Source organism: Arthrobacter sp. TRD_SC_6 (assembly GCF_055361185.1).
Genome location: NZ_CM143953.1, coordinates 989,778 through 1,010,092 on the forward strand (window position 1 = coordinate 989,778; position 20,315 = coordinate 1,010,092).

Here is a 20,315-nt window from a genome sequence, read left to right on the forward strand (position 1 = left end):
CAATCCCGTTACCTGTGGTGCCTAACGTAATGCCAGTACCAATCACGTACAGACAGACAAGCGTGCGCACTCAGCACCGGTTGTTCAATCCCTGGAAGGGGCAATATTCAAGTGAAGGCTCTTCGCTTTGGCCGCGCAGCGGCAGTAATCTCGGTAGCCGCTCTGGCTCTCACCGCTTGTGGCTCGGACGACGCCACCACTCCCGGAGCCGGCAGCCCCGCAAGCTCCGACAATGCCGCACCCGAGGGCACAGTCTCCGGCACCCTGACCGGCGCGGGTTCATCCGCACAGAATGCGGCGATGACCGCTTGGAAGACCGGCTTTGAAGGACTTAACCAGGACGCCACCATTCAGTACTCGCCTGACGGATCCGGTGCAGGCCGCGAAGCATTCCTCGCCGAGGGTGTTCAGTTTGCCGGTTCCGATGCGTTCCTTGACGACGAAGAGTTCGAGGCTTCCAAGGAAATCTGCGGGCCCGACGGCGCCATCAACATCCCTGCCTACGTTTCCCCGATCGCCGTGGCCTTCAACCTGCCCGGTATCGACGAGCTGAACCTCGACGCGACCACCATCGCTTCGATCTTCGCTGGCGAAGTTGAGAACTGGAATGATGAAGCAATCGCGTCGCAGAACGAAGGCGTAGAACTCCCCGACCTGCCGATCACCGTTGTGCACCGCGCAGACGATTCCGGTACCACCGAGAACTTCGTCGAGTACCTCTCCGCTGCTGCGGCTGATGCCTGGACCTATGAAGTTTCCGGTGACTGGCCCGCAGAGATCGTGGCCGAGAACGCCCAGGGCACCAACGGCGTCGTCTCCACCACTTCCTCCACCGAAGGCGCCGTTACCTACACTGACGCTTCCGCCGTCGGCGATCTGGGTCAGGCAGTCGTGAAGGTTGGCGAAGAGTACGTGCCGCTGAGCGCCGAAGCCGCCTCGCGCGCCGTTGAGGTTGCAGAGCCCGTCGAAGGCCGCGGCGACGTCGACATGTCCCTCGAGCTGCAGCGCGACACCACCGAGTCCGGTGCCTACCCGATCGTGCTCGTCTCCTACCACATCTACTGCACCGCATACCAGGATCAGGAGACTGTCGACCTCGTGAAGGCATTCGCCACCTACGCGGTCAGCGAAGAAGGCCAGGCCGAGGCTGAGGGTTCGGCGGGAAATGCGCCGATCTCCGAAACACTGCGCGAGCAGGCTGTTGAAGCTATCGAGTCCATTCAGGTTGCTTCCTAACTAGCCAGAGACGGCCCCGCCTGGCCAGTATTGGCCGGGCGGGGCTGTTGGCTGTCTGCACCCCTACCGGGATGCAGGTACCTTGTAAGAGCGAACTGAGGATTCAGGCCCGTTGTTCCGATTCGATAATTTTGATAACCCCGCGCAGCGCCGAAAGGTCCCCACGTGTCCACGAATACTCTGAAGCGAGATGGTGGTGCAGGTCAGTCCGGAGACAAAATCTTCTCCGGGGCAAGCCTGCTTGCCGGCTGCCTGATCCTGGCGGCGCTCTTCAGCGTCGCAGTCTTCCTGATCATTGAAGCGCTGCCGGTCTTCGGCGCGGACCCCGCCGACATCAGCGGCGGGGAAGGGTTCTTCACCTACATCTTCCCGATCGTCATCGGCACCGTCATTGCCGCCGCGATCGCACTGTTGATTGCAACGCCACTGGGGATCGGCGTCGCCCTCTTTATCTCGCACTACGCGCCTCGGAAGTTTGCCCAGGGTTTCGGGTACCTCATTGACCTGCTCGCGGCCATTCCCTCCGTTGTCTATGGCGCCTGGGGGTATGCGGTCCTGGCCCCGCAGCTGGCGCTGGCCTACGACTGGCTGGCCAGCAACGCCGGCTGGATCCCGATCTTCGAAGGCCCGGCAAGCCAGACCGGCCGCACCATGCTCACCGCGGGCATTGTCCTGGCCGTCATGGTCCTGCCGATCATCACCTCACTGAGCCGGGAAATCTTCCTGCAGACTCCCAAGCTTCACGAGGAAGCAGCGCTCGCGATGGGCGCGACCCGGTGGGAAATGATCACCATGGCCGTCCTTCCATTTGCCCGTCCAGGCATCATCAGCGCAGCGATGCTGGGCCTTGGGCGCGCGCTCGGCGAGACCATGGCCGTGGCGCTGGTGCTCTCCGGAGGCGCCCTGACGCCCAGCCTCATCCAGTCTGGCAACCAGACCATCGCTGCCGAGATCGCGCTCAACTTCCCTGAGGCGTACGGGCTTCGCCTGAGCGAACTGATCGCTGCTGGCCTGGTGCTGTTCGTCATCACGCTCGCCGTCAACATCGTCGCGCGCTGGATCATCAGCCGACACAAAGAATTCTCGGGGGCAAACTAAATGGCCAACGCAACTCTTACTCCACGCCGTTCGCAGCTCACCAAGGGGAAGCTGCCGCCCTACGCGATGTGGGTGGTGCTCGCCGCGTCCCTGGTCCTTGGAGCTGCGCTCGCCGCTCTCGTGGGGTTCAGCGTAATCTCATGGGCACTCTTGAGCGCGCTGATCTTCATCGTCGCCGGAACGGTTGTTACCGCCGTGACAGAAGGCGGACGCAAAGCGAAGAACCGCCTGGCGCTCTTCCTCATCTACGGTTCCTTCATCGTTGCGCTACTGCCGCTGCTTTCCGTCATCTGGACGGTTCTGGAGCGCGGAGTCCCCGGCCTCACCTACAACTTCCTGTTCACGTCCATGAACGGCGTGACCGGTGCCATCGACAACCAGAGCGTCGAGGGGGGCACCCCCGTGCTTGGCGGCGCCTACCACGCGATCGTCGGGACGCTGCAGATCACCCTGTGGGCAACGCTGATTTCCGTCCCCATCGGCCTGCTCGCTGCTGTCTACCTGATTGAATACTCCACTGGCGGCAAGCTTGCACGGGCAATCACTTTCTTCGTCGATGTGATGACAGGAATTCCGTCCATCGTCGCCGGCCTCTTCGCTGCTGCGCTCTTCGGCCAGCTGTTCGGTCCGGGCACGCGCACGGGCTTTGTTGCCGCCGTCGCACTTTCAGTGCTGATGATCCCTGTGGTGGTCCGCTCCACCGAGGAAATGCTGAAGATTGTTCCCAACGAACTCCGTGAAGCCGCGTATGCGCTGGGCGTGCGGAAGTGGCGCACCATCACCAAAGTGGTGATTCCGACGGCTATCTCGGGAATTGCCTCCGGCGTCACCCTTGCCATTGCCCGCGTGATCGGCGAGACGGCTCCCATCCTGGTGACCGCCGGGTTTGCGAGTTCCATCAACTGGAGCGTCTTCGGCGACTGGATGAGTACGCTGCCAACCTTCATCTACTACCAGATCCTCACGCCGACCTCCCCGACCGCAACAGACCCAAGCACCCAGCGTGCGTGGGCGGCCGCCCTGGTGCTGATCATCATGGTCATGCTCCTGAACCTCGTGGCGCGCCTGATCGCCCGCCTTTTCGCTCCCAAGACCAGCCGCTGACCCGCCGGCACAACCAGAAGGATCCGCATTGTCCAAGCGCATAGACGTCAAAGACCTCAACGTCTACTACGGCAAGTTCCTTGCCGTGGAAGACGTGAACATCAGCATTGAGGCGCGCTCCGTGACCGCCTTCATTGGCCCGTCCGGCTGCGGCAAGTCAACGTTCCTCCGTACCCTGAACCGCATGCACGAGGTCATCCCCGGCGCCCGCGTTGAGGGTGAGGTGCTGCTTGACGGCGACAACCTCTACGACTCCGCTGTTGACCCCGTAACGGTCCGCAGCCAGATCGGCATGGTCTTCCAGCGGCCCAACCCGTTCCCCACGATGTCCATCCGGGACAACGTGTTGGCCGGAGTGAAGCTGAACAACAAGCGAATCTCAAAGGGAGACGCCGATGCCCTGGTTGAGAAGTCCCTCCAGGGTGCGAACCTGTGGAACGAGGTCAAGGACCGCCTCGCCCGTCCGGGTTCCGGCCTTTCTGGCGGACAGCAGCAGCGCCTGTGCATCGCGCGCGCCATCGCGGTTTCCCCCGAGGTGATTCTCATGGATGAGCCGTGCTCCGCGCTGGATCCGATCTCCACCCTCGCAATCGAAGACCTCATCAACGAGCTCAAGAGCGAGTACACCGTGGTGATCGTTACCCACAACATGCAGCAGGCCGCACGCGTTTCCGACAAGACGGCGTTCTTCAACATCGCGGGTACTGGCAAGCCCGGCAAGCTCATCGAATACGGCGAAACCACCAACATCTTTAACATGCCGCAGCAGAAGGCAACTGAGGATTACGTCTCGGGCCGCTTCGGATAAGTACGGGCTTTGTCCCGGGCGTGGTACTTACGTGGACCGGTTTGCCCAGGTTCTAGCGCCTAGTCGGCGTGTCGCAGACCAACACGCCGGGGTTCGGGCAGAAACCCGGCTGGAACATGGGAAGTTCGGCCCGCTTCAGGGCGGGATTGTGCTGGTCGGGGCGCTAGAGCAGCGGACTCATCGCGAGGTAGAGCACAGCTGCGAGCAGCGCGGTGGCTGGCGCCGTCGTAATCCAGACCATGAGGACCGACCGCACAACCCGGCCACGTACGGTCGCATAGCGCTGGTTTGCACCGGCACCGACGATGGCAGATGTCATCGTGTGCGTGCTCGAAAGCGGCATGTGGAGTGAGAGCGCGCCGACGAACAGCATGAAAGCGCTGACTCCCTGCGCTGCCATTCCACGGAGGGGATCGATGCGCACCAGCCGGTTCGCCAAGGTGTGCGTGATCCGCCAGCCGCCCAGCAGCGACCCCGCGGCAAGCAGGACCGCAGCGAAAATCTGCACCCAGAGTGGGACGCCGGCGCCCGTGTACAACCCCGCGCCCGCCAGGGCGAGAACGACGACGGCCATGGTCCGCTGCCCGTCCTGCAGTCCGTGACCCAACGCGAACGCACCCGTGAGTACGGCCTGCGCGGTCCGGGTGCCCTCGTTGACTTTCCGGGGGGAGTTGTGGCGGAGTAGCGACGTGGCGGGGAATACGACGATGTACGCGAGCAGGTAGGCCACCAACGGTGAAAGCAGCAACGGCAGGGCGATCTCGAACAGGAACACCCGGTCCGAACCGGCGATGGAGGTTCCGCCGAGCACTGCTGCGGCGCTGCCAGCCCCGATCAGCCCTCCGATGAGGGCATGGGTGGATGACGACGGCTTCCCACGCCACCAGGTGAAGATTCCCCAGGAGCACGCGGATAGCAGGGCGGACAGCAGGATGCCCAACCCACTCTGCCCGTCGGGCAAGTCGATGCTCCCGCCGGTGAAGACGGTGGACAAGCTGGCGCTCAACAGCGCACCGACCAGGTTGAACAGTGCGGCGAGCAGGACGGCGACCGTGGGCGTGAGCGCGCGCGTCCTGATCGAAGTGGCGATGGAGTTGGAGACGTCGTGGAAGCCGTTGATGAAAGCAAAACCGCCGGCCAGGACTATGACTGCGACGAGGAGGAAGACCTCCACCTACGATTCCTTGACGAGGATCGCGCCGATGTGCGTTGCGACCTTTCGGATGTCCTTGGTGACATCGACGAGTTGGTTGGCAACATCCCGGTGCCTGGCGTAGACGAGCGGCTTGTGATCCGAGAGCAGCTCCGCGCACCAGGTCCGGTGGGTGCGTTCGGCGCGCTTGGCAAGCCGGAGGATCTCGATCCAGTAGTCCTCAAGGTCATCGAGGGAGTTGAGCTGGCGCATCGCTTCGGCGGTGAGTTCTGCCTGGCGGTTGATGACCTCGAGCTGCTCCGTTGCCCGCCGGCTGAGTTTGCTCAGTTTGTACAGCGCAATGAGCTCAGCGGCGCCGTCGAGCTTTTCCATTGCCTCGCTCAGGAGGCGCGAGATTGCGTACAGGTCTTCGCGGGGCAGCGGGTTAATAAAGCTGGTCCGCATTGACGTCAGCAGGGCGAAGTGCAGGTCGGTGGATTTCGCCTCGTGCTGGTGCAGTTCCTCTGACAACTGGTCATAATCCTGGGTGCTGGCTCCGAGGATCCCGGACATGCTGCGCACACCGAGCACAAGCTGTTGGGCCATGCTGGAGAGCAGTTCGAGCCCTGCGTTCTCCTGTGGAAAGAGGCGAAGCTTCACTAAAGTCACCTAGGGTTGCACGGACGGTTGCGGCCTAAGAATACCTGTCCACGCCGCTGTGCAGGCTCGCCCAATGCTACGCAGGCGTTGCAGTGGGGCATAAAAATGGCGCCGAACCGGGAGCGCCTCTCGGCGGAAGGCCGCTCGAAGCGGCTAAATGTTGAAGCCCGGGGGTTCCACGGTTCGACACCAGTTTCAGTCTGCTACTCGACTGCCTGCATGTCAACGCGTACGACGACGGCACCTGATTTTCGGTGGTTTGTCCGGCTTTTGTACGGGTCAGGTATGAGCGCGCAAGCGAGCAACGGGTCGTTGCTTGTGCGCAGATTCGTTGTGTCGATGCCACTACGGATGGGCGAAGTCAACGATTCTGGGGCCCGCTTGAGCCCGGGATTCCCGCCTTGTCGATTCCGCCCGGTCGGCGTCAGTCCAGCTCACCCCGGCGCCAGGAGGCCGCCGCATGCTCAAGGTCTTCGGCGGTCCTGACCAGCTGGTGTGAGCTCTTGGTGAGCTTGCTGGCGTGCGCGCCGTTGGAGGCCTCGGCGTCGTCGGCGTGGTTGGTCTGGCCCAGCGCCACTACCCGGCAGAACGCGGCGAAACGTTCCAGAGCGACGTCGAACTCGCCGTCAAAAGCGCCCGACAGGATGGTGTCGGCCATGCTCTGGACCTCATCGGCACCGGGCGGCTCGGCGACACCCGCAATCACCTTGGAAACCTGCGCTACTTCCTTGCCGGCCTTGAAGTAGGCGGCGATACGTTCCGGGTTCTGCTGGGTCGCGGTGCGGAGAGCGTAGAGCCTCCAGAGAGCGCCGGGTAAGGACCGCGCAGGGCTTTCTGCCCACATTTCGGCGATGGCCTCGAGACCCTGCTGATCGGCCAGCTTGACGAGGCGTTCGGTGACGACTGGATCGTCTGCCTCCCGGCCGTGATGCACCAGTGCGTGGGCCGCAAGGTGGGCAGCTTCGGAGACGCGGGACGGGTCTGCGCCGCCTGCGAACACCTCAAAGTCCACGGGCGCGAACGGCTTTGGCTTGTGATGCCGGGGGCTGTTGTTGGTGTAGTCGCCGTCCATGTGTCGAGAATACTCCTGCACCCAACCCCCGGCCATAGGCGTGCTCTCTCCCTCGTTCCCGAGGCAGCAATTTCGATCGATAACGTCATACGTGCCTGATCATCTGACGCATTACTCGTTATCGACCGAAATTGACGTGGGGACCAGACGGGCAAGACGCAGTGCCCGGTCGACCGTCGGTTCTGCGGGCACGCGTCGGGTGCGATAAAGTGGACAGGTCATTCGGGCTGCCCGAATGGCGTGGGCCTTTAGCTCAGTTGGTAGAGCATCGGACTTTTAATCCGTGGGTCGTGGGTTCGAGCCCCACAGGGCCCACTTCCATGTCGGGTACCCCGCCGCATGCCGGCGGGGACTCTGCGCCAAGATCTAACCAGCCACACCGTTCAGCACGAAAGACGTCAGGAATCCGATCGAGGCGATGAGCCCGTCCACAGCTGCTGCCGCTCGAAGGCTTCGGGAATCATGGTGTCGGCCACCATCGCCAGGATGGCACCGGCCGCAATCGCGTAATGAAAGCAACCAACCCGCCGGGCACGCCGAACCTCCCGTCAAAACGTAATGAATCGACTCTCCAATTGGTGACCGTCTCAACACTCAAACGGTAGGAGAGCGGTCAGGGGACCCGCGCGAGCTTGCGAGCGTGGGGTAGAACGCGAACGCTTTTGGAGAGTCGATCACAAAGTGCGGACCAAGCGTCGCACAAGAGCGATGTGCCAAGCCCAAGCCATTGACTCACGCCGCCCGGGAGTCTGTACTGGAAGGGCAGACACGATCGGCACGGCAGTGCCGGGAGGAAGACCTGATGCCGGCCCTACTGGCGGTACCTTTCCAGGCGGCGCTCGCCGTCGTCGTTATCTGTGCCCTTTCCGCCATGACGGCCGCCGGAGTGTCGCGCTGCCTGGCGAAGGATGACCGCGAGGGTGCCTTCTGGTTCGGATTCACGGGCGGCTTCGCGTCGCTGGGCGCAATAATCGTGGCGGTGGCGCTCATCCCGAATGCTGGGCCGGTGATCGGTCTCGCAGGGATGTTGAGCGTTGGAATCGCGGGCGGCTGGGTATGGCGGGCGGAGCATGAGCGGGCGGAGCGCCGTCGTCGTCGGCCTGCAGAAGAAGCACACGAGGCAGTCCGGGCGAGGCACGAATCCGTCCTTCAGCGCTGGGTGAGCTACGAGCTCGACCCCGCGTCCGCGATCGACTTCCCGGACATGACCAACCTGAAACGTTCTGAGACCGCGCAACTCGTGCGGAGCATGCGGACGGCTGCCGCGCTGAGGGAGCAGACGGCCGGGAACGACGACGACGGCGCCAAGCCGGCCTACGCACGAGCGGTCACCGACCTGGAGGCCGCCTTCGAGACCGCGGAGCGGGCCGCCGGAGCCCATTCGACCCCTCACAGGAACGAACGTTAGGCTGGGCAAGCCACGCACGAACGAAGGGGTACATCCATGGGTTCAGCGCGTACACCGCGTCAACGGGCGGCGGCTTTCACAGCTGCCGGCATCCTTGCCGTCACAGGAATCGGAGTGTCAGCACCTGCCACGAACGCCGCACCAGCCAAAGCGGATCAAGCAGGCAGTCCGGCCGGAAAGAGCAAAATGAACGTCCGGTTTGCCACGTACAACGCGAGCCTCAACCGCTCAACAGAGGGCGCTTTAGTCGAGGACCTGAGCACGCCCGCAAACGAGCAGGCGCAGAACATCGCCGAGGTCATCCAGATCAACAACCCGGACGTTGTGCTCATCAACGAGTTCGATTACGACGCCGCACACACCGCCGCCGATCTCTTCCGCACCAACTACCTCGAGGTCAGCCAGAACGGCCGCACCCCCGTGAAGTACCCGTATGCCTACACGGCTCCCTCGAACACGGGCATTGCGAGCGGCAAGGACCTGAACAATGACGGAACGGTCGGGGGTCCTGATGATGCCTTCGGTTTCGGCGCTTTCGAGGGGCAGTACGGCATGGTGCTCTACTCGAAGTACCCCATCGACACAGAGAAGGTCCGTACATTCCAGAACTTTCTCTGGAAGGACATGCCGGGCGCTCTCCTGCCGGACAACCCTGCGCGGCCAGGGACAGGCGACTGGTTCTCCGACGATGAACTGGACGTGGTCCGCCTCTCCAGCAAGTCGCACTGGGACGTGCCGATCACCGTAGGTGGTTCCACGGTTCACGTGCTCGCCAGCCACCCGACTCCGCCTGTTTTCGATGGCGACGAAGACCGCAATGGGCGGCGCAACAGTGATGAGATCCGCTTCTGGGCCGACTACATCCGTGGAGGCAGGGACGCCGCTTACATTTACGACGACGACGGCAGTCGCGGGGGTTTGCAGCGCAAGGACAATTTCGTGGTGATGGGCGACCTCAACAGTGACCCTCGCGATGGCGACTCCCGGGCCGGCTCAATCGGCCAACTGCTCGGGCTGAAGGAACTTCGCGACCCGTTGCCTGAGGCAGAGGGAGCCGCAGAGGCTTCGGTGCTGCAGGGCAGGGCCAACCTGGACCATCTCGGCGACCCTGCCCTGGACACCGCAGACTTCGAGGACGTCAGCGCCGGCAATATCCGCGTGGACTACGTGCTGCCGTCCAAGGGCTTGAAAGTGCGCGACGCCGGAATCTTCTGGCCACGCGCAGGTACACCAGGGTCCGAGCTCACCGGCATCTACCCGTTCCCTACCAGCGATCACCGCCTGGTTTTCGTTGACGTGGAAGTCAAACGGTAAGCAGCACTAGCCGATGATCGGCAGCGCCCGCGGAATGCTTTCAATCTTGATGTCAGCGCCGGCGTCGGCTGACCGGACTTCACCATCGATCTGGTAAGGGATGGGCTTGAGCGTGGAGAATTCGTACTTCTTCATGCTGGGCTGGTCACCCAAGCCCTTGGTCGTTGCATGGAAAGCCCTCAGCAGGATGCGCCATTTCGCCATGTGGGGGAAGGTGATGACTTCGAACATTCCGTCGGCGGGGTGATCATCGGCCTCGCTGAGGGTGGCGTACTTCGCCATTTCGGAGATATTGGCGAAGATGATGCTGTCGAACTTCCTGCGCACGCCGTCGTTCTGGCGGATCTCAAAAGGCTTGTATTTCGAGAAGGTGCGCACAACGGAGAACATCTCCTTCATAGCGCCCTTGCTTCCCTTCTCGAGGTCGATCGCCACGATCGGAGTCAGCCCAAAGCCGATGTAAGAGTGGGCATGCACGCTCTCGGCCCCGGTGGTAATGCGGAGCAGGTCGATACGACGCACCGCACCTTCAGCGATGGCCTGCGCAAGGGGCTTCCTCCCGATGACCCGGCTGTGGTCGTTGGCATTACCCGCGGCGAGCACCGCACTCACGGCTTGCGGGTTGCCAGCGGCCATGACCCCATTGATGACCTCGTTGTATCCGCCATCGCCGCTGACAGAGATGACCAGCGAGTCGCCGGAGGATGCCGCCTCGCGGGCCAGCTCCACGGCGTGCCCTGCCCGTTCAGTTGGTTGGAGGCGGATCTCGGGAGCGTAAGGCAGGGAAGTGCCGAGTTCCTCCCGTAGTTCTTCGGCGAGCGTGGGTGCGTCGCCGGTGCTGTTTGGGTTGTAAATGATGGTGATGGCGTCGAACTGCCGGGGTGAATCCATGGGAATCCTTTCAAGGGTGCAGGCACCGCTGACACTACGTGCCCCGATGGAAAAAAGAAAGCATGCTTACCATTTTGAGGGCAAGCACTGGTGGCGTGGGTCAGAAGAAGCTAACGAGGACGGCGGTCCCAGAGTAGTGCGCTAAGCCCCCCTGCGACCGCCAGAATGATGCAGCCACCCATCAGAATGCCTCCAGCGGACTGACTGGCGATGTAGATCCACTGCGGATAGGGCCCGGTGAGGACACTTTCATCCACCTGCAGGGGGGCAAAAAATGCCCACAGGCCAAGGGCCAGCGCGCCCAAACCAATGATCCAGAGCACTGCAAGGAACGGATTGATCCTCCGGATCGCAGACCTGCGGGTTTTTGGAACTGCGGGCGGAGGACTGCTGGCGCCCTCGGGCAGTACCTCCACAATGCTTGCCGGATCGGTGTCAACCGGCTGATACGCGCTCGGCGGAGGTGGGGGAGGGGCAGGCTGCAACCGGGTTCCGTTCGGCGATGGTGAGGCGTGCGACTGCGGGTTCAAGCCGTTTGACTGTGGCTGCGGGGAACCGCCGCGCTGGTAGATCGGGCTGTACCGATTGTCGATGTGCGGGGTGTTCTCGCCCATGGTTCCTCCTCGAAGGCCGTCCATTGAATGTACTAGCTTTCCCCTTCCGTCAGCCATGAAATAGTTCCCGGGTTTGGATTTCACGGCTGTTTTGGTAAGGATAGCCTTAGCTAACCCAAGACCCGTGAGGAATCATGAACAAGTCTCTGCTCGACCCTGCCCCGATAGGCGAATTCGACCATCTGGAACGCCTGCTCGACGCCGCCCCGCATCTGATGAACCAGCGAAACGCCACGCTTTACGCCTCGGAACTGGCCAAGGGAATCGAAGCCGTTGCCGAAACCTTTGCCTCCAGGCAGTCCCCTTTCGGCGGCCGCACTCCAGCTGAGGTGTCAACCGCCGTCGACCAGGTGGACCTCGACAGCCCCCTCCACAACACTAGGGACGCGCTCGCCGAACTGCAGGAGGTCTACCTCCGCGATGCCGTCTACTTCCACCACCCCCGCTACGCAGCACACCTGAACTGCCCGGTGGTCATCCCGGCCCTGCTCGCGGAAACCATCCTCACTGCGGTGAACTCGTCCCTGGACACCTGGGACCAAAGCGCCGGCGCAACGCTCATTGAACGCTCGCTCGTTTCCTGGACAGCTGACCGGCTCGGCCTCGGCCCCGACGCCGATGGCGTCTTCACCAGCGGCGGCAGCCAGTCCAACCTTCAGGCCCTTCTTTTGGCGCGGAGCCGCGCGACAGAGCCGACGGGCGCAGCAGTGACGACGCCGACGGCGGCTGCCGGGGGAGCGTCACGGACCCCACTGGACAAGCTGCGCATCTTCGCCTCCGACGCCGCCCACTTCAGCGTACAGAAATCGGCGCGGATGCTTGGGCTGGGCGAGGACGCCGTCGTCGTCATCCCCACCGATCACTTCCGCCGCATGCGCCCCGAGGCGCTCCGGGCGGCACTGGAGGAGACTGTCCAAAACGGCCTGGTACCGATGGCAGTGGTCGCGACCGCCGGCACCACCGACTTCGGCAGCATCGACCCGCTTCCGGAGATCGCCGAGCTGTGCGCGGAGTACGGCACCTGGATGCACGTCGACGCAGCCTACGGCGGCGGTCTCATCACCTCGCTGCAGCACCGCGCCCGCCTCAAAGGGATCGAGCACGCGGATTCCGTGACCGTCGACTACCACAAGACTTTCTTCCAGCCGGTGAGCTCCAGCGCCGTGATCGTGCGGGAAGCAGCGACGCTCGGCCACGTGACTCATCACGCCGATTACCTGAACCCGCGCGGCGAGGTCTTTCCCAACCAGGTCAACAAGAGCCTGCAGACCACGCGCCGCTTCGACGCGCTGAAGCTCTGGCTCACCCTGCGGATCATGGGCGCTGATGGAATCGGGGCGATGCTGGATGAGGTGATCGCGCTCGCGGAGCAGTTCGGTGCTGAAATTGACGCGACGGCGGACTTTGAACTCGCCGCGCCGCCACAGCTCAGCACACTCGTCTTCCGCTACCGGCCGGCAGAACAGCTGACCGTCACCCAGGACGCCATCCGGAAGGCCATCTTCGCCTCCGGGGAAGCGGTGGTTGCCGGAACAGTGGTTGACGGCGAGCAGTACCTCAAATTCACGCTCCTCAACCCGGACACCAGCATCCGGGACCTGCGCGAAATCCTCGACTTGATCCGGCAAATGGCCGCGCAACTGAAGGGGGCCCGGGCATGAACGACCGGACGTATGACTTCATCGGGATCGGCGTTGGGCCCTTCAACCTGGGCCTCGCAGCGTTGACGGCACCCATCACGGAGTTGGACGGCCTCTTCCTGGACCGCGCCGACCGCTTCGAGTGGCACCCCGGCATGATGCTCGAGACCGCACACCTGCAGGTCCCGTTCATGGCGGACCTGGTGACCATGGCGGACCCCACTTCGCCCTACTCCTTCCTCAACTACCTCAAGTCCGCAGGCCGCCTGTACCCGTTCTACATCCGCGAGAACTTCTACCCGCTGCGCACCGAGTACAGCCGATACTGCGCGTGGGTGGCCGGGCAGTTGCCCAACGTCCGGTTCGGCAGCGAGGTAGTGAACGCGGAACACACCACAGAGCACGACGACGACGGCGCCGGGCTCTACCGCCTCACCGTCAAGGAGGGTGGGGGGCAAGTCCACTACCGCACCCGCCGCCTCATCCTCGGGACCGGGACAGCACCCACCGTTCCCGCGCACTGCGCCGCACTAGCTGCGGATCCAGGCTCCGGCGTCGTGCACTCGGGACGTTACCTGGAGCGCAAGGCGCAGCTGCAGGCGCTTGAGTCCATCACGGTGGTGGGCAGCGGCCAAAGTGCGGCGGAGGTGTACTACGACCTGCTTCAGGATATGGACGCTCACGGCTACCGGCTGGACTGGGTAACGCGCTCGCCGCGCTTCTTCCCGCTTGAGTACACCAAACTGACCCTTGAGCTGACATCGCCGGAGTATGTGGACTACTTCCACTCGCTGCCGGCGGGCACCCGCCAGGGCCTCGGCAAAGCGCAGAAGCAGCTTTATAAGGGCATCAACGCGGACCTCATCAACGACATCTACGACCTGCTCTATCTGCGAAGTGTCGGCGCGGCACCACGGACGTCGCTCTATACGAATGCGTCGCTGGAGGCTGTTGAGCGCACGTCGTCGGGGTACGAACTGAAGCTGGTGCATACGGAACAGGGCAGCGGCTTCACGCTCGGCACGGCAGGGGTGGTGCTCGCCAGCGGGTACAGCTACCAGGAGCCGGGCTTCCTCGCGGGCATCAGCCACCGGATTGCGCGGTTGCCGGATGGACAGTTCGACGTCGGCCGGAACTACGCCGTTACGCCAGGCCAAATCTTTGTCCAGAACGCGGAACTGCACACCCACGGCTTCAGTGCACCCGACCTCGGGATGGGCGCCTACCGTAACTCGGTGATCATCCGCGAGATGCTCGGCTGGGAGTATTACCCGGTGGAGGAGCGCATCGCGTTCCAGCAGTTCGGCGTGCCTTCGCAGACTCCGACAGTCCCGGACGCGACGGTCGGGGCGGTTCAATGAACTTCACCCTCAGGCCAGTCGACCCCGCCCAGGATGGACCCCTCCTCCACAGGTGGGTAACGGACCCGCACGCCCGCTTCTGGGACATGCAGGACGCCACGATCGCCGACGTCGAGCGCGAATACGCCGCGATCAACGCGTCCCCGACCCATGACGCGTTTCTGGGCCACCTGGACGGCAGCCTCACGCAGCCAGCATTTCTCATGGAGCGCTATCTGCCCGCCCATGACCCGGTGGGACAGACCTACCCAGTCCAAGCGGGCGACGTCGGCATGCACTTCCTGGTGCCGCGAACCGACGTGCCCGTCCCGGGCTTCACGACGGCGGTCATCACTTCCATCCTCGAGTACCTGTTCTCCGACCCGGAGGTGCAGCGCGTGGTCGTGGAACCCGACGCCCGCAACACACGGGTCCACGCACTGAACGCCCGCGTGGGGTTTGAACCCCACGCAACGGTTGAGCTTCCGGGCAAACAGGCCCTGCTCAGCTTCTGCACCCGCGCCCAGTTCCTCGCCTCCTTCCAGGAAGTTTCCCCATGACCCTCGCCACTGTCCCTGCTTTTCCCGCTGCGCCCACGCCAACCCACGGCGGGTTCCTCACTCCCGCCGCCTGGGCGGACGCCAACCGTCACCTGACCTGCAAGGCAATCGCCGAGTTCGCGCACGAGCGCATCCTTGAACCCCAGGGCACCGGTGGCGAAAACTTCATCCTCACCTCCGACGACGACGGCGCCACTTACCGGTTCTCGGCCCGCCGCCGGGCGTTGGACCACTGGAGCATCGATCCGGCAAGCCTGACCTGCGAGCTCAACGGTGAGCCAACCCAACCGGACGCGCAGCAGTTCATTCTCGACATGCGCAAGCGGCTCGGCATTCCCGATGAGTTGCTGCCCGTGTACCTAGAGGAGATCGGCAGCACCCTCTCCGGAACCTGCTACAAGCGCCAGTTCCAGCGCTACACCGCGGCGGAACTGGCGGCGGGAGTCACCGGCGGTGCTGACCAGGCAGCGGATTTCCAGGCGGTGGAAAGTTCCATGACGGAGGGCCACCCCTGCTTCGTTGCGAACAACGGGAGGCTGGGATTCGGCGCCGCGGACTATCTCGCCTACGCTCCCGAGTGCGGGGCGCCGATCCACCTGGAGTGGATCGCGGTTCACAGGAGCAGGGCCGAGTTCTCAGCGGTTGAGGGCTTGGACTACCGGGACCATCTGCTGGCCGAGCTGGGCGGGCGGCTTGCAGCGTTCGAGGCGGAAGTGGAAGCGCGCGGACTCTCACCCGAGGACTACTTCCTCATGCCGGTGCACCCCTGGCAGTGGGAGAACAAGCTGCGCGTCACCTTCGCGGCAGATATTGCGACTCAGCATATTGTCCACGTGGGCACCGGCGCAGAGACCTACCAGGCGCAGCAGTCCATCCGCACGTTCTTCAACCGGGACTTCCCGGAGCGGTCCTACGTAAAAACCGCACTGTCGATCCTCAACATGGGTTTCATGCGCGGACTCTCCGCGGAGTACATGGCGGTTACGCCGGCAATCAACCAGTGGCTGGCGGAAGCGCTTGCCCCGGACGCCGTTCTCCAGGAACAGGGGTTCACGCTGCTACGGGAGACAGCCGCAGTGGGTTATCGGCCACAACATCTCCACGCAGCGACATCGCCCGGGTCCCCATACCGCAAGATGATTGCGGTGCTGTGGAGGGAAAGTCCGTTGCCCCTGCTGGGCGAGGGTGAGCAGCTCATGACCATGGCCGCCCTGCTGCATCGGGACGTCGCCGGCACGCCACTGGTGTCCGAGCTGGTGCGCCGCTCCGGACTGACCGGCGCCCAGTGGCTGCGCTCCTATGCCGATGCCTACCTGATCCCCGTTGCGCATTGCCTGTTCGCCTACGAGCTGGCCTTCATGCCGCACGGAGAAAACCTGATTCTCATCCTGCGGGACGGTGTGCCGGTGCGGACGATCATGAAGGATCTCGGGGAGGAAATAGTAGTCATGGGTGACCGCATGGAGGTGCCTGACCACATATCGCGCATCAAGGCTGCGGTACCGGAGAAGGAACGGGTGCTGGCGGTGTTCACCGATGTGCTCGACTGCTTCCTCCGGTTTTTGGCAAGCACAATGGCCGACGACGGCGTGGTCCCCGAAGATGAGTTCTGGGCGGTACTGGCTGAATCCATCCAGGATTACCAGCGGCGAAACCCGGAACTGGAGGAGCAGTTTGCCAAGTACAACCTCTTCGCCGCCAGCTTCGACCTTTCCTGCCTGAACCGCCTGCAGCTGAAGAACAACAGGCACATGCTGGACTTGAGTGACCAGTCCGGGGGGCTGCAGTTCGCTGGAAAATTGACGAATCCGCTTGCCGGCTATTCCGTGTCAGGCACCTGACTCCCACCGGTTGCTGGAACTGGACCATTGCACCGGATCTCGCGATTACATGCCAGAACTTCCCATACCACCGCACAGTCAGGAGGATAGGTACAGCACAATCAGCGGCGGTAATTCACCTGAGCGGGAGCCTGGAACGCCCCGGGATGACGGTGTGGCTGCCCCCTGATGCCGGTGAGCAGCAATACCGCCGCTCCGGCGGCGCAGCAAAGCATGACGACGGCGGTGGGCACCGGCGAGGATAGTCCGAACGCTCCGGTGACCGGCGCGATGATCGCGGCGCCGGTCATGTTCGATGCGCCCAGTAGGGAGGCTGCCGTGCCGGCGCGGAGACCATGGTGTTCAAGGGCGGTCGCCTGCAGGGCAGGACTTATGAGTCCGAACGACGTCGTAAAGAGCATGATCGGTGCCATCAGTCCCCAGACGCCCACGTGCGGCGCGAGGCTGAGGCTCAGCAACAACACGGTGGCGGCGGTGACGAGGGCGACAGCTCCTATTCGTACCACCAGGACCGGGGAACCACGTCGGGCGATGAAGCCGCCTATCTGTGCACCGATCACCATCAGGGCGCCTTGTGCGCCGAACAGCAAAGCATAGCCGCGGGGGCTCAAGCCGTAATACTCCTGAATGAGGAAGGCGCTCCCCGACATAAAGGACATCATGGCGGAGAACAACAACCCGCCAGCGAGGGCAACGGAGCGGAATTGTACGTCTGCGACCAGGGTGCGGTAGTCATCCCGCAGACGCACGCCTTTACGCTGCAGTCTGCGCTCCATCGGGTTGGTCTCGTTGCGCAGCAGAATGGCGCCCGCCACGCAGAGCAGCACCAGACCGTAGGCCAGAAGGACCCAGAAAAGTCCGCGCCAGCCCACAACCTCGAGCAGTTGGGCGCCTAGCGCGGGCGAGGCGACTACGAAAACACCCGACACGATGGCCAGGCGCGCGAGGATGATCATCAGCTGCTTGCCGCTATAGAGATCGCGGACTATGGCAAGCGCGATCACGGCGCACGCGGCCGATCCAATTCCTTGGAAGGCCCTGCTCGCGATGAGCCATTCCATCGAAGGCGCTAAAGCGCACGACGTCGTTGCTACGCAGTAGACGACGATCATCGCCGCGAGCGGTCGGGCGCGTCCGACGGCGTCCGACACCGGCCCGGAGGTCAACTGACCGATGCCCATGCCGATGAACGCGGCGGTGAGAGTCAGCTGAACGGCGGACTCAGGGGCACTAAATTCCCGCCGGATGGCCGGGAACGCTGGCAGGTATAGGTCCATGGTCAGGGGCCAGATCACCTGCAGCATCGCCAGAGCTGCGGTTACAAGCAGAACCCTTGGGTGCCGGGTTCGGGTAGGTGTATTGCTCCCCCGTCCTGTGACCGGGTGATCGCTGTGTTCCACGGCTCTCCTTTCGATGGATAGCGCTTTCCTGCGACATCCTCGCACACACAACAGGGGGTGGCATGTGCCTTGCGTCATATCGGGCGGGATACGAGAAACTTCTCGCGTGGCTCTTGACGGCCGATGCCCTATGTGTAAATCTTCTCACTAAATCGTTCTATCTAAAACGTTTCAATTCGGACAAAGAGGTCTGCAGTGACGGATGAATCGAGTTCTCATAGTGAGGACATCGTGTTGCAGGCAGACAAGATCGAGCGCCGGTACGGCGCAGTAGTAGCCCTCGCTGCCGCATCGATGCAGCTGCGCAAGGGTGAGGTCATGGGGCTCGTCGGAGACAACGGCGCAGGAAAATCCACTTTTCTGAAGGTTCTCTCGGGTGCTGTAACCCCTGACTCCGGCATCATCAAGGTTGCAGGGCAGCCGGTTACCTTTCGTCGTCCCTCAGATGCGCTGGAAGCCGGTATCGAGACGGTCTACCAGGACCTTGCTCTGGTTGACACCATGTCGGCTGTGCAGAACGTATATCTCGGGCGTGAGGAACTCTCGAATAATCCTCTTCTGCGGACCCTGAACATAGTCAACGACAAAGGGATGCGGGCACGCTCCCGTGAGGTGCTCGCAGATCTTGGCGTTGGTATCCAGTCGGTGAACGTCTCGGTCCGCGGAATGTCCGGCGGGCAACGCCAGTGCCTGGCAATCGCCCGGGCCCTGCTGTGGGGCCGACAGATCGTCATCCTTGATGAACCCACTGCGGCGTTGGGTGTGCGTGAGTCAGCTCAGGTTCTCGAACTCATCGGCCGCTTGCGTGACCGAGGCATCAGCGTGATCCTCGTCAGTCACAACATGCAACAGCTTGTGCAGGTCGCTGACCGAGTGACGGTCATGCGGCTTGGCAGGACCATCGCAACCCGCGATGTTGCCGACGTCACGCCGGAGAAGATCGTCGGACTTATCACCGGTGCGATTCCAGCCGACATTGAAACGCCCGAAGACACAAACCTCATCGTCACCTGAGGCGCTCCGACGTACCAGAAATACCCTTCACACCATCGAATTGACCCTAGGAGAACACTGCAATGATGCATTTCACCACGCGCGGACGTATGGTCCGTACCGCCCTCACCGGTTTGACCTTATCTGCCCTTGCCCTCACAGGGTGCAGCACGGTTGGGTCATCCGCGGGAACCTCTAGCTCCGGTTCTGACGATGACGGAACCTTCACCCTCGGATTCGCGGTTGGAGGCCAGCCGGACGCCGATTGGCAGGAACTCCAGGGCGACGTCGCCAAAGGCCTCGCAGACCAACGTGGCTGGGACTTCGTCGAACTCTCCAACGACAACAGCGAAGCAACGGCCACAACCAACGCCGACCTCTTCATCCAGAAGGGTGTCGACATGGTCATGATGTTCAACGGCCAGCCCTCGGCGAACCCCGTGATCGCCAAGAAGTACGAAGACGCCGGCATCCCCGTCGTGACCTTTGACATCGCCCAGCCCGGCTGGTACTTCGTTGGCGTCGACAACGCCTCAGCTGGAACCGAAGGAGGAACCAAACTCGCCGAGCTGGCACAGGAGAAGTGGGACTGCGACGTCGATCTGGTCATTTCCGCTGAGGGAACTGCAGCTGGTCAAATCAACGAGTGGCGCACTGGCAACGCACGAACCGCCATTCAGGAAACCTGCCCAGACATCCCCGAGGAGAACTACGTCTCCTACGAGGCAGACGGCAACCTCACCACCTCCCTCGCCAACGCTCCGGGTGTCTTCGCGGCCCACCCCGACGCCGAGAACATCCTCGTCGTGGGACTCAACGACCAAGCTGTCGTCGGCGCACTCCAGGCAGCAACCCAACTCGGCAGGGACGGCTCGATCATGGGCTGGGGCCAGGACGGCGGGCTGATCACCGGAGACAATGTCGACCCCAACCTCGCCGGAAGCGTTATGTACTTCCTTGAGGGTTACCCCGCCTCCGCCTTCGAAATCGCCGACCAGATCGCCGAAGGCAACGCACCAGAGGTCAAGGACGCCGGCGACAACGCCGCCGTAAGCGTCAAGCCCTGTCCGGTGACTCAGGAACAGGCGGCGTCCATCCCCGGCATCGATGAGCGCGTTTCCGAACTCGCCTCCGCACCCAAGGGAACCACCGAACACGACCTCTTCTGCGACTTCTAGATCGACTTTCGAATCACCTGATACCC

Annotated in this window: 18 protein-coding genes and 1 tRNA gene; 13 read left to right on the forward strand and 6 right to left on the reverse strand. The window is 63.0% G+C overall.

Features of this window, described 5'->3' with window-relative positions:
• Window positions 1–111 precede the first annotated feature (111 nt).
• The 4 genes from pstS (at window position 112) to pstB (ending at window position 4,246) form a co-directional block, all read left to right on the forward strand.
• Window positions 112–1,236 (forward strand): phosphate ABC transporter substrate-binding protein PstS, encoded by a 1,125-nt coding sequence (gene pstS / locus ACWA1U_RS04875; protein ID WP_463724220.1) that lies wholly within the window; start codon window positions 112–114, stop codon window positions 1,234–1,236.
• A 165-nt stretch (window positions 1,237–1,401) separates the two neighbouring features.
• On the forward strand, window positions 1,402–2,334 hold the full coding sequence (pstC, locus tag ACWA1U_RS04880) for a phosphate ABC transporter permease subunit PstC (protein WP_463724221.1): 933 nt from the start codon (window positions 1,402–1,404) through the stop codon (window positions 2,332–2,334).
• Window positions 2,335–3,438 (forward strand): phosphate ABC transporter permease PstA, encoded by a 1,104-nt coding sequence (gene pstA / locus ACWA1U_RS04885; RefSeq protein ID WP_463724222.1) that lies wholly within the window; start codon window positions 2,335–2,337, stop codon window positions 3,436–3,438.
• 28 nt (window positions 3,439–3,466) lie between these two features.
• A complete protein-coding gene (pstB, locus tag ACWA1U_RS04890) occupies window positions 3,467–4,246 on the forward strand; it encodes a phosphate ABC transporter ATP-binding protein PstB (RefSeq protein WP_463724223.1) in 780 nt (259 codons plus the stop codon).
• A gap of 163 nt (window positions 4,247–4,409) precedes the next feature.
• Here pstB and ACWA1U_RS04895 read toward each other — a convergent pair whose 3' ends face one another.
• The 3 genes from ACWA1U_RS04895 to ACWA1U_RS04905 all read right to left on the reverse strand — a co-directional run bounded on the left by ACWA1U_RS04895 (window position 4,410) and on the right by ACWA1U_RS04905 (window position 7,110).
• On the reverse strand, window positions 4,410–5,420 hold the full coding sequence (locus ACWA1U_RS04895; RefSeq protein ID WP_463724224.1) for an anion permease: 1,011 nt from the start codon (window positions 5,418–5,420) through the stop codon (window positions 4,410–4,412).
• Window positions 5,421–6,038, reverse strand: coding sequence for a DUF47 domain-containing protein (locus tag ACWA1U_RS04900; protein WP_463724225.1), 618 nt, complete (start codon window positions 6,036–6,038; stop codon window positions 5,421–5,423).
• Window positions 6,039–6,462: 424 nt separating this feature from the next.
• The gene (locus ACWA1U_RS04905) at window positions 6,463–7,110 is read right to left on the reverse strand and encodes a hypothetical protein (RefSeq protein WP_463724226.1); all 648 of its coding nucleotides are present in this window, start codon (window positions 7,108–7,110) and stop codon (window positions 6,463–6,465) included.
• Between the two features lie 242 nt (window positions 7,111–7,352).
• Here ACWA1U_RS04905 and ACWA1U_RS04910 point away from each other — a divergent pair.
• From ACWA1U_RS04910 to ACWA1U_RS04920, 3 genes are all read left to right on the forward strand, one after another.
• Window positions 7,353–7,425: transfer RNA gene (locus tag ACWA1U_RS04910), tRNA-Lys, on the forward strand.
• 487 nt (window positions 7,426–7,912) lie between these two features.
• Window positions 7,913–8,518, forward strand: a complete 606-nt coding sequence (locus ACWA1U_RS04915) for a hypothetical protein (RefSeq protein WP_463724227.1) — start codon at window positions 7,913–7,915, stop codon at window positions 8,516–8,518.
• Window positions 8,519–8,554: 36 nt separating this feature from the next.
• Window positions 8,555–9,832: an endonuclease/exonuclease/phosphatase family protein gene (locus tag ACWA1U_RS04920; RefSeq protein WP_463724228.1), complete on the forward strand. Its 1,278-nt coding sequence runs from the start codon at window positions 8,555–8,557 to the stop codon at window positions 9,830–9,832.
• A gap of 6 nt (window positions 9,833–9,838) precedes the next feature.
• On the opposite strand, the gene ACWA1U_RS04925 is transcribed toward ACWA1U_RS04920, so the two are convergent.
• Entirely contained in the window at window positions 9,839–10,723 is an 885-nt protein-coding gene (locus tag ACWA1U_RS04925; protein ID WP_463724229.1) for a diacylglycerol/lipid kinase family protein, read from the reverse strand.
• Between the two features lie 110 nt (window positions 10,724–10,833).
• Window positions 10,834–11,337, reverse strand: coding sequence for a hypothetical protein (locus ACWA1U_RS04930; protein ID WP_463724230.1), 504 nt, complete (start codon window positions 11,335–11,337; stop codon window positions 10,834–10,836).
• 134 nt (window positions 11,338–11,471) lie between these two features.
• Here ACWA1U_RS04930 and ACWA1U_RS04935 point away from each other — a divergent pair, with 134 nt between their 5' ends.
• From ACWA1U_RS04935 to ACWA1U_RS04950, 4 genes are read left to right on the forward strand one after another with little or no spacing between them, the layout of a single operon-like run.
• Complete coding sequence (locus ACWA1U_RS04935) at window positions 11,472–12,998, forward strand: pyridoxal phosphate-dependent decarboxylase family protein (protein WP_463724231.1); 1,527 nt, start codon at window positions 11,472–11,474, stop codon at window positions 12,996–12,998.
• On the forward strand, window positions 12,995–14,338 hold the full coding sequence (locus ACWA1U_RS04940; protein WP_463724232.1) for a lysine N(6)-hydroxylase/L-ornithine N(5)-oxygenase family protein: 1,344 nt from the start codon (window positions 12,995–12,997) through the stop codon (window positions 14,336–14,338). Before ACWA1U_RS04935 ends, ACWA1U_RS04940 begins: the two co-directional genes overlap by 4 nt.
• The gene (locus ACWA1U_RS04945; protein WP_463724233.1) at window positions 14,335–14,877 is read left to right on the forward strand and encodes a GNAT family N-acetyltransferase; all 543 of its coding nucleotides are present in this window, start codon (window positions 14,335–14,337) and stop codon (window positions 14,875–14,877) included. Before ACWA1U_RS04940 ends, ACWA1U_RS04945 begins: the two co-directional genes overlap by 4 nt.
• Entirely contained in the window at window positions 14,874–16,718 is a 1,845-nt protein-coding gene (locus ACWA1U_RS04950) for an IucA/IucC family protein (protein WP_463724234.1), read from the forward strand. The genes ACWA1U_RS04945 and ACWA1U_RS04950 overlap by 4 nt, the downstream gene beginning before the upstream one ends.
• Before the next feature lie 101 nt (window positions 16,719–16,819).
• Here the strand turns inward: ACWA1U_RS04950 and ACWA1U_RS04955 are convergent, their stop codons facing one another.
• The gene (locus ACWA1U_RS04955; RefSeq protein WP_463724235.1) at window positions 16,820–18,118 is read right to left on the reverse strand and encodes a multidrug effflux MFS transporter; all 1,299 of its coding nucleotides are present in this window, start codon (window positions 18,116–18,118) and stop codon (window positions 16,820–16,822) included.
• 195 nt (window positions 18,119–18,313) lie between these two features.
• Here ACWA1U_RS04955 and ACWA1U_RS04960 point away from each other — a divergent pair, with 195 nt between their 5' ends.
• Together ACWA1U_RS04960 and ACWA1U_RS04965 are read left to right on the forward strand one after the other, a co-directional pair.
• On the forward strand, window positions 18,314–19,132 hold the full coding sequence (locus tag ACWA1U_RS04960; RefSeq protein WP_463724236.1) for an ATP-binding cassette domain-containing protein: 819 nt from the start codon (window positions 18,314–18,316) through the stop codon (window positions 19,130–19,132).
• Between the two features lie 62 nt (window positions 19,133–19,194).
• Complete coding sequence (locus ACWA1U_RS04965; protein WP_463724237.1) at window positions 19,195–20,289, forward strand: sugar ABC transporter substrate-binding protein; 1,095 nt, start codon at window positions 19,195–19,197, stop codon at window positions 20,287–20,289.
• Window positions 20,290–20,315 lie beyond the last annotated feature (26 nt).

Excerpts from the sequence above, each read along its gene's own strand:
- pstA (WP_463724222.1), top strand. The coding sequence starts at position 2,335 with ATGGCCAACGCAACTCTTACTCCACGCCGTTCGCAGCTCACCAAGGGG.
- ACWA1U_RS04905 (WP_463724226.1), bottom strand. The coding sequence starts at position 7,110 with ATGGACGGCGACTACACCAACAACAGCCCCCGGCATCACAAGCCAAAG.
- ACWA1U_RS04915 (WP_463724227.1), top strand. The coding sequence starts at position 7,913 with ATGCCGGCCCTACTGGCGGTACCTTTCCAGGCGGCGCTCGCCGTCGTC.
- ACWA1U_RS04920 (WP_463724228.1), top strand. The coding sequence starts at position 8,555 with ATGGGTTCAGCGCGTACACCGCGTCAACGGGCGGCGGCTTTCACAGCT.
- ACWA1U_RS04925 (WP_463724229.1), bottom strand. The coding sequence starts at position 10,723 with ATGGATTCACCCCGGCAGTTCGACGCCATCACCATCATTTACAACCCA.
- ACWA1U_RS04930 (WP_463724230.1), bottom strand. The coding sequence starts at position 11,337 with ATGGGCGAGAACACCCCGCACATCGACAATCGGTACAGCCCGATCTAC.
- ACWA1U_RS04935 (WP_463724231.1), top strand. The coding sequence starts at position 11,472 with ATGAACAAGTCTCTGCTCGACCCTGCCCCGATAGGCGAATTCGACCAT.
- ACWA1U_RS04940 (WP_463724232.1), top strand. The coding sequence starts at position 12,995 with ATGAACGACCGGACGTATGACTTCATCGGGATCGGCGTTGGGCCCTTC.
- ACWA1U_RS04945 (WP_463724233.1), top strand. The coding sequence starts at position 14,335 with ATGAACTTCACCCTCAGGCCAGTCGACCCCGCCCAGGATGGACCCCTC.
- ACWA1U_RS04950 (WP_463724234.1), top strand. The coding sequence starts at position 14,874 with ATGACCCTCGCCACTGTCCCTGCTTTTCCCGCTGCGCCCACGCCAACC.
- ACWA1U_RS04965 (WP_463724237.1), top strand. The coding sequence starts at position 19,195 with ATGATGCATTTCACCACGCGCGGACGTATGGTCCGTACCGCCCTCACC.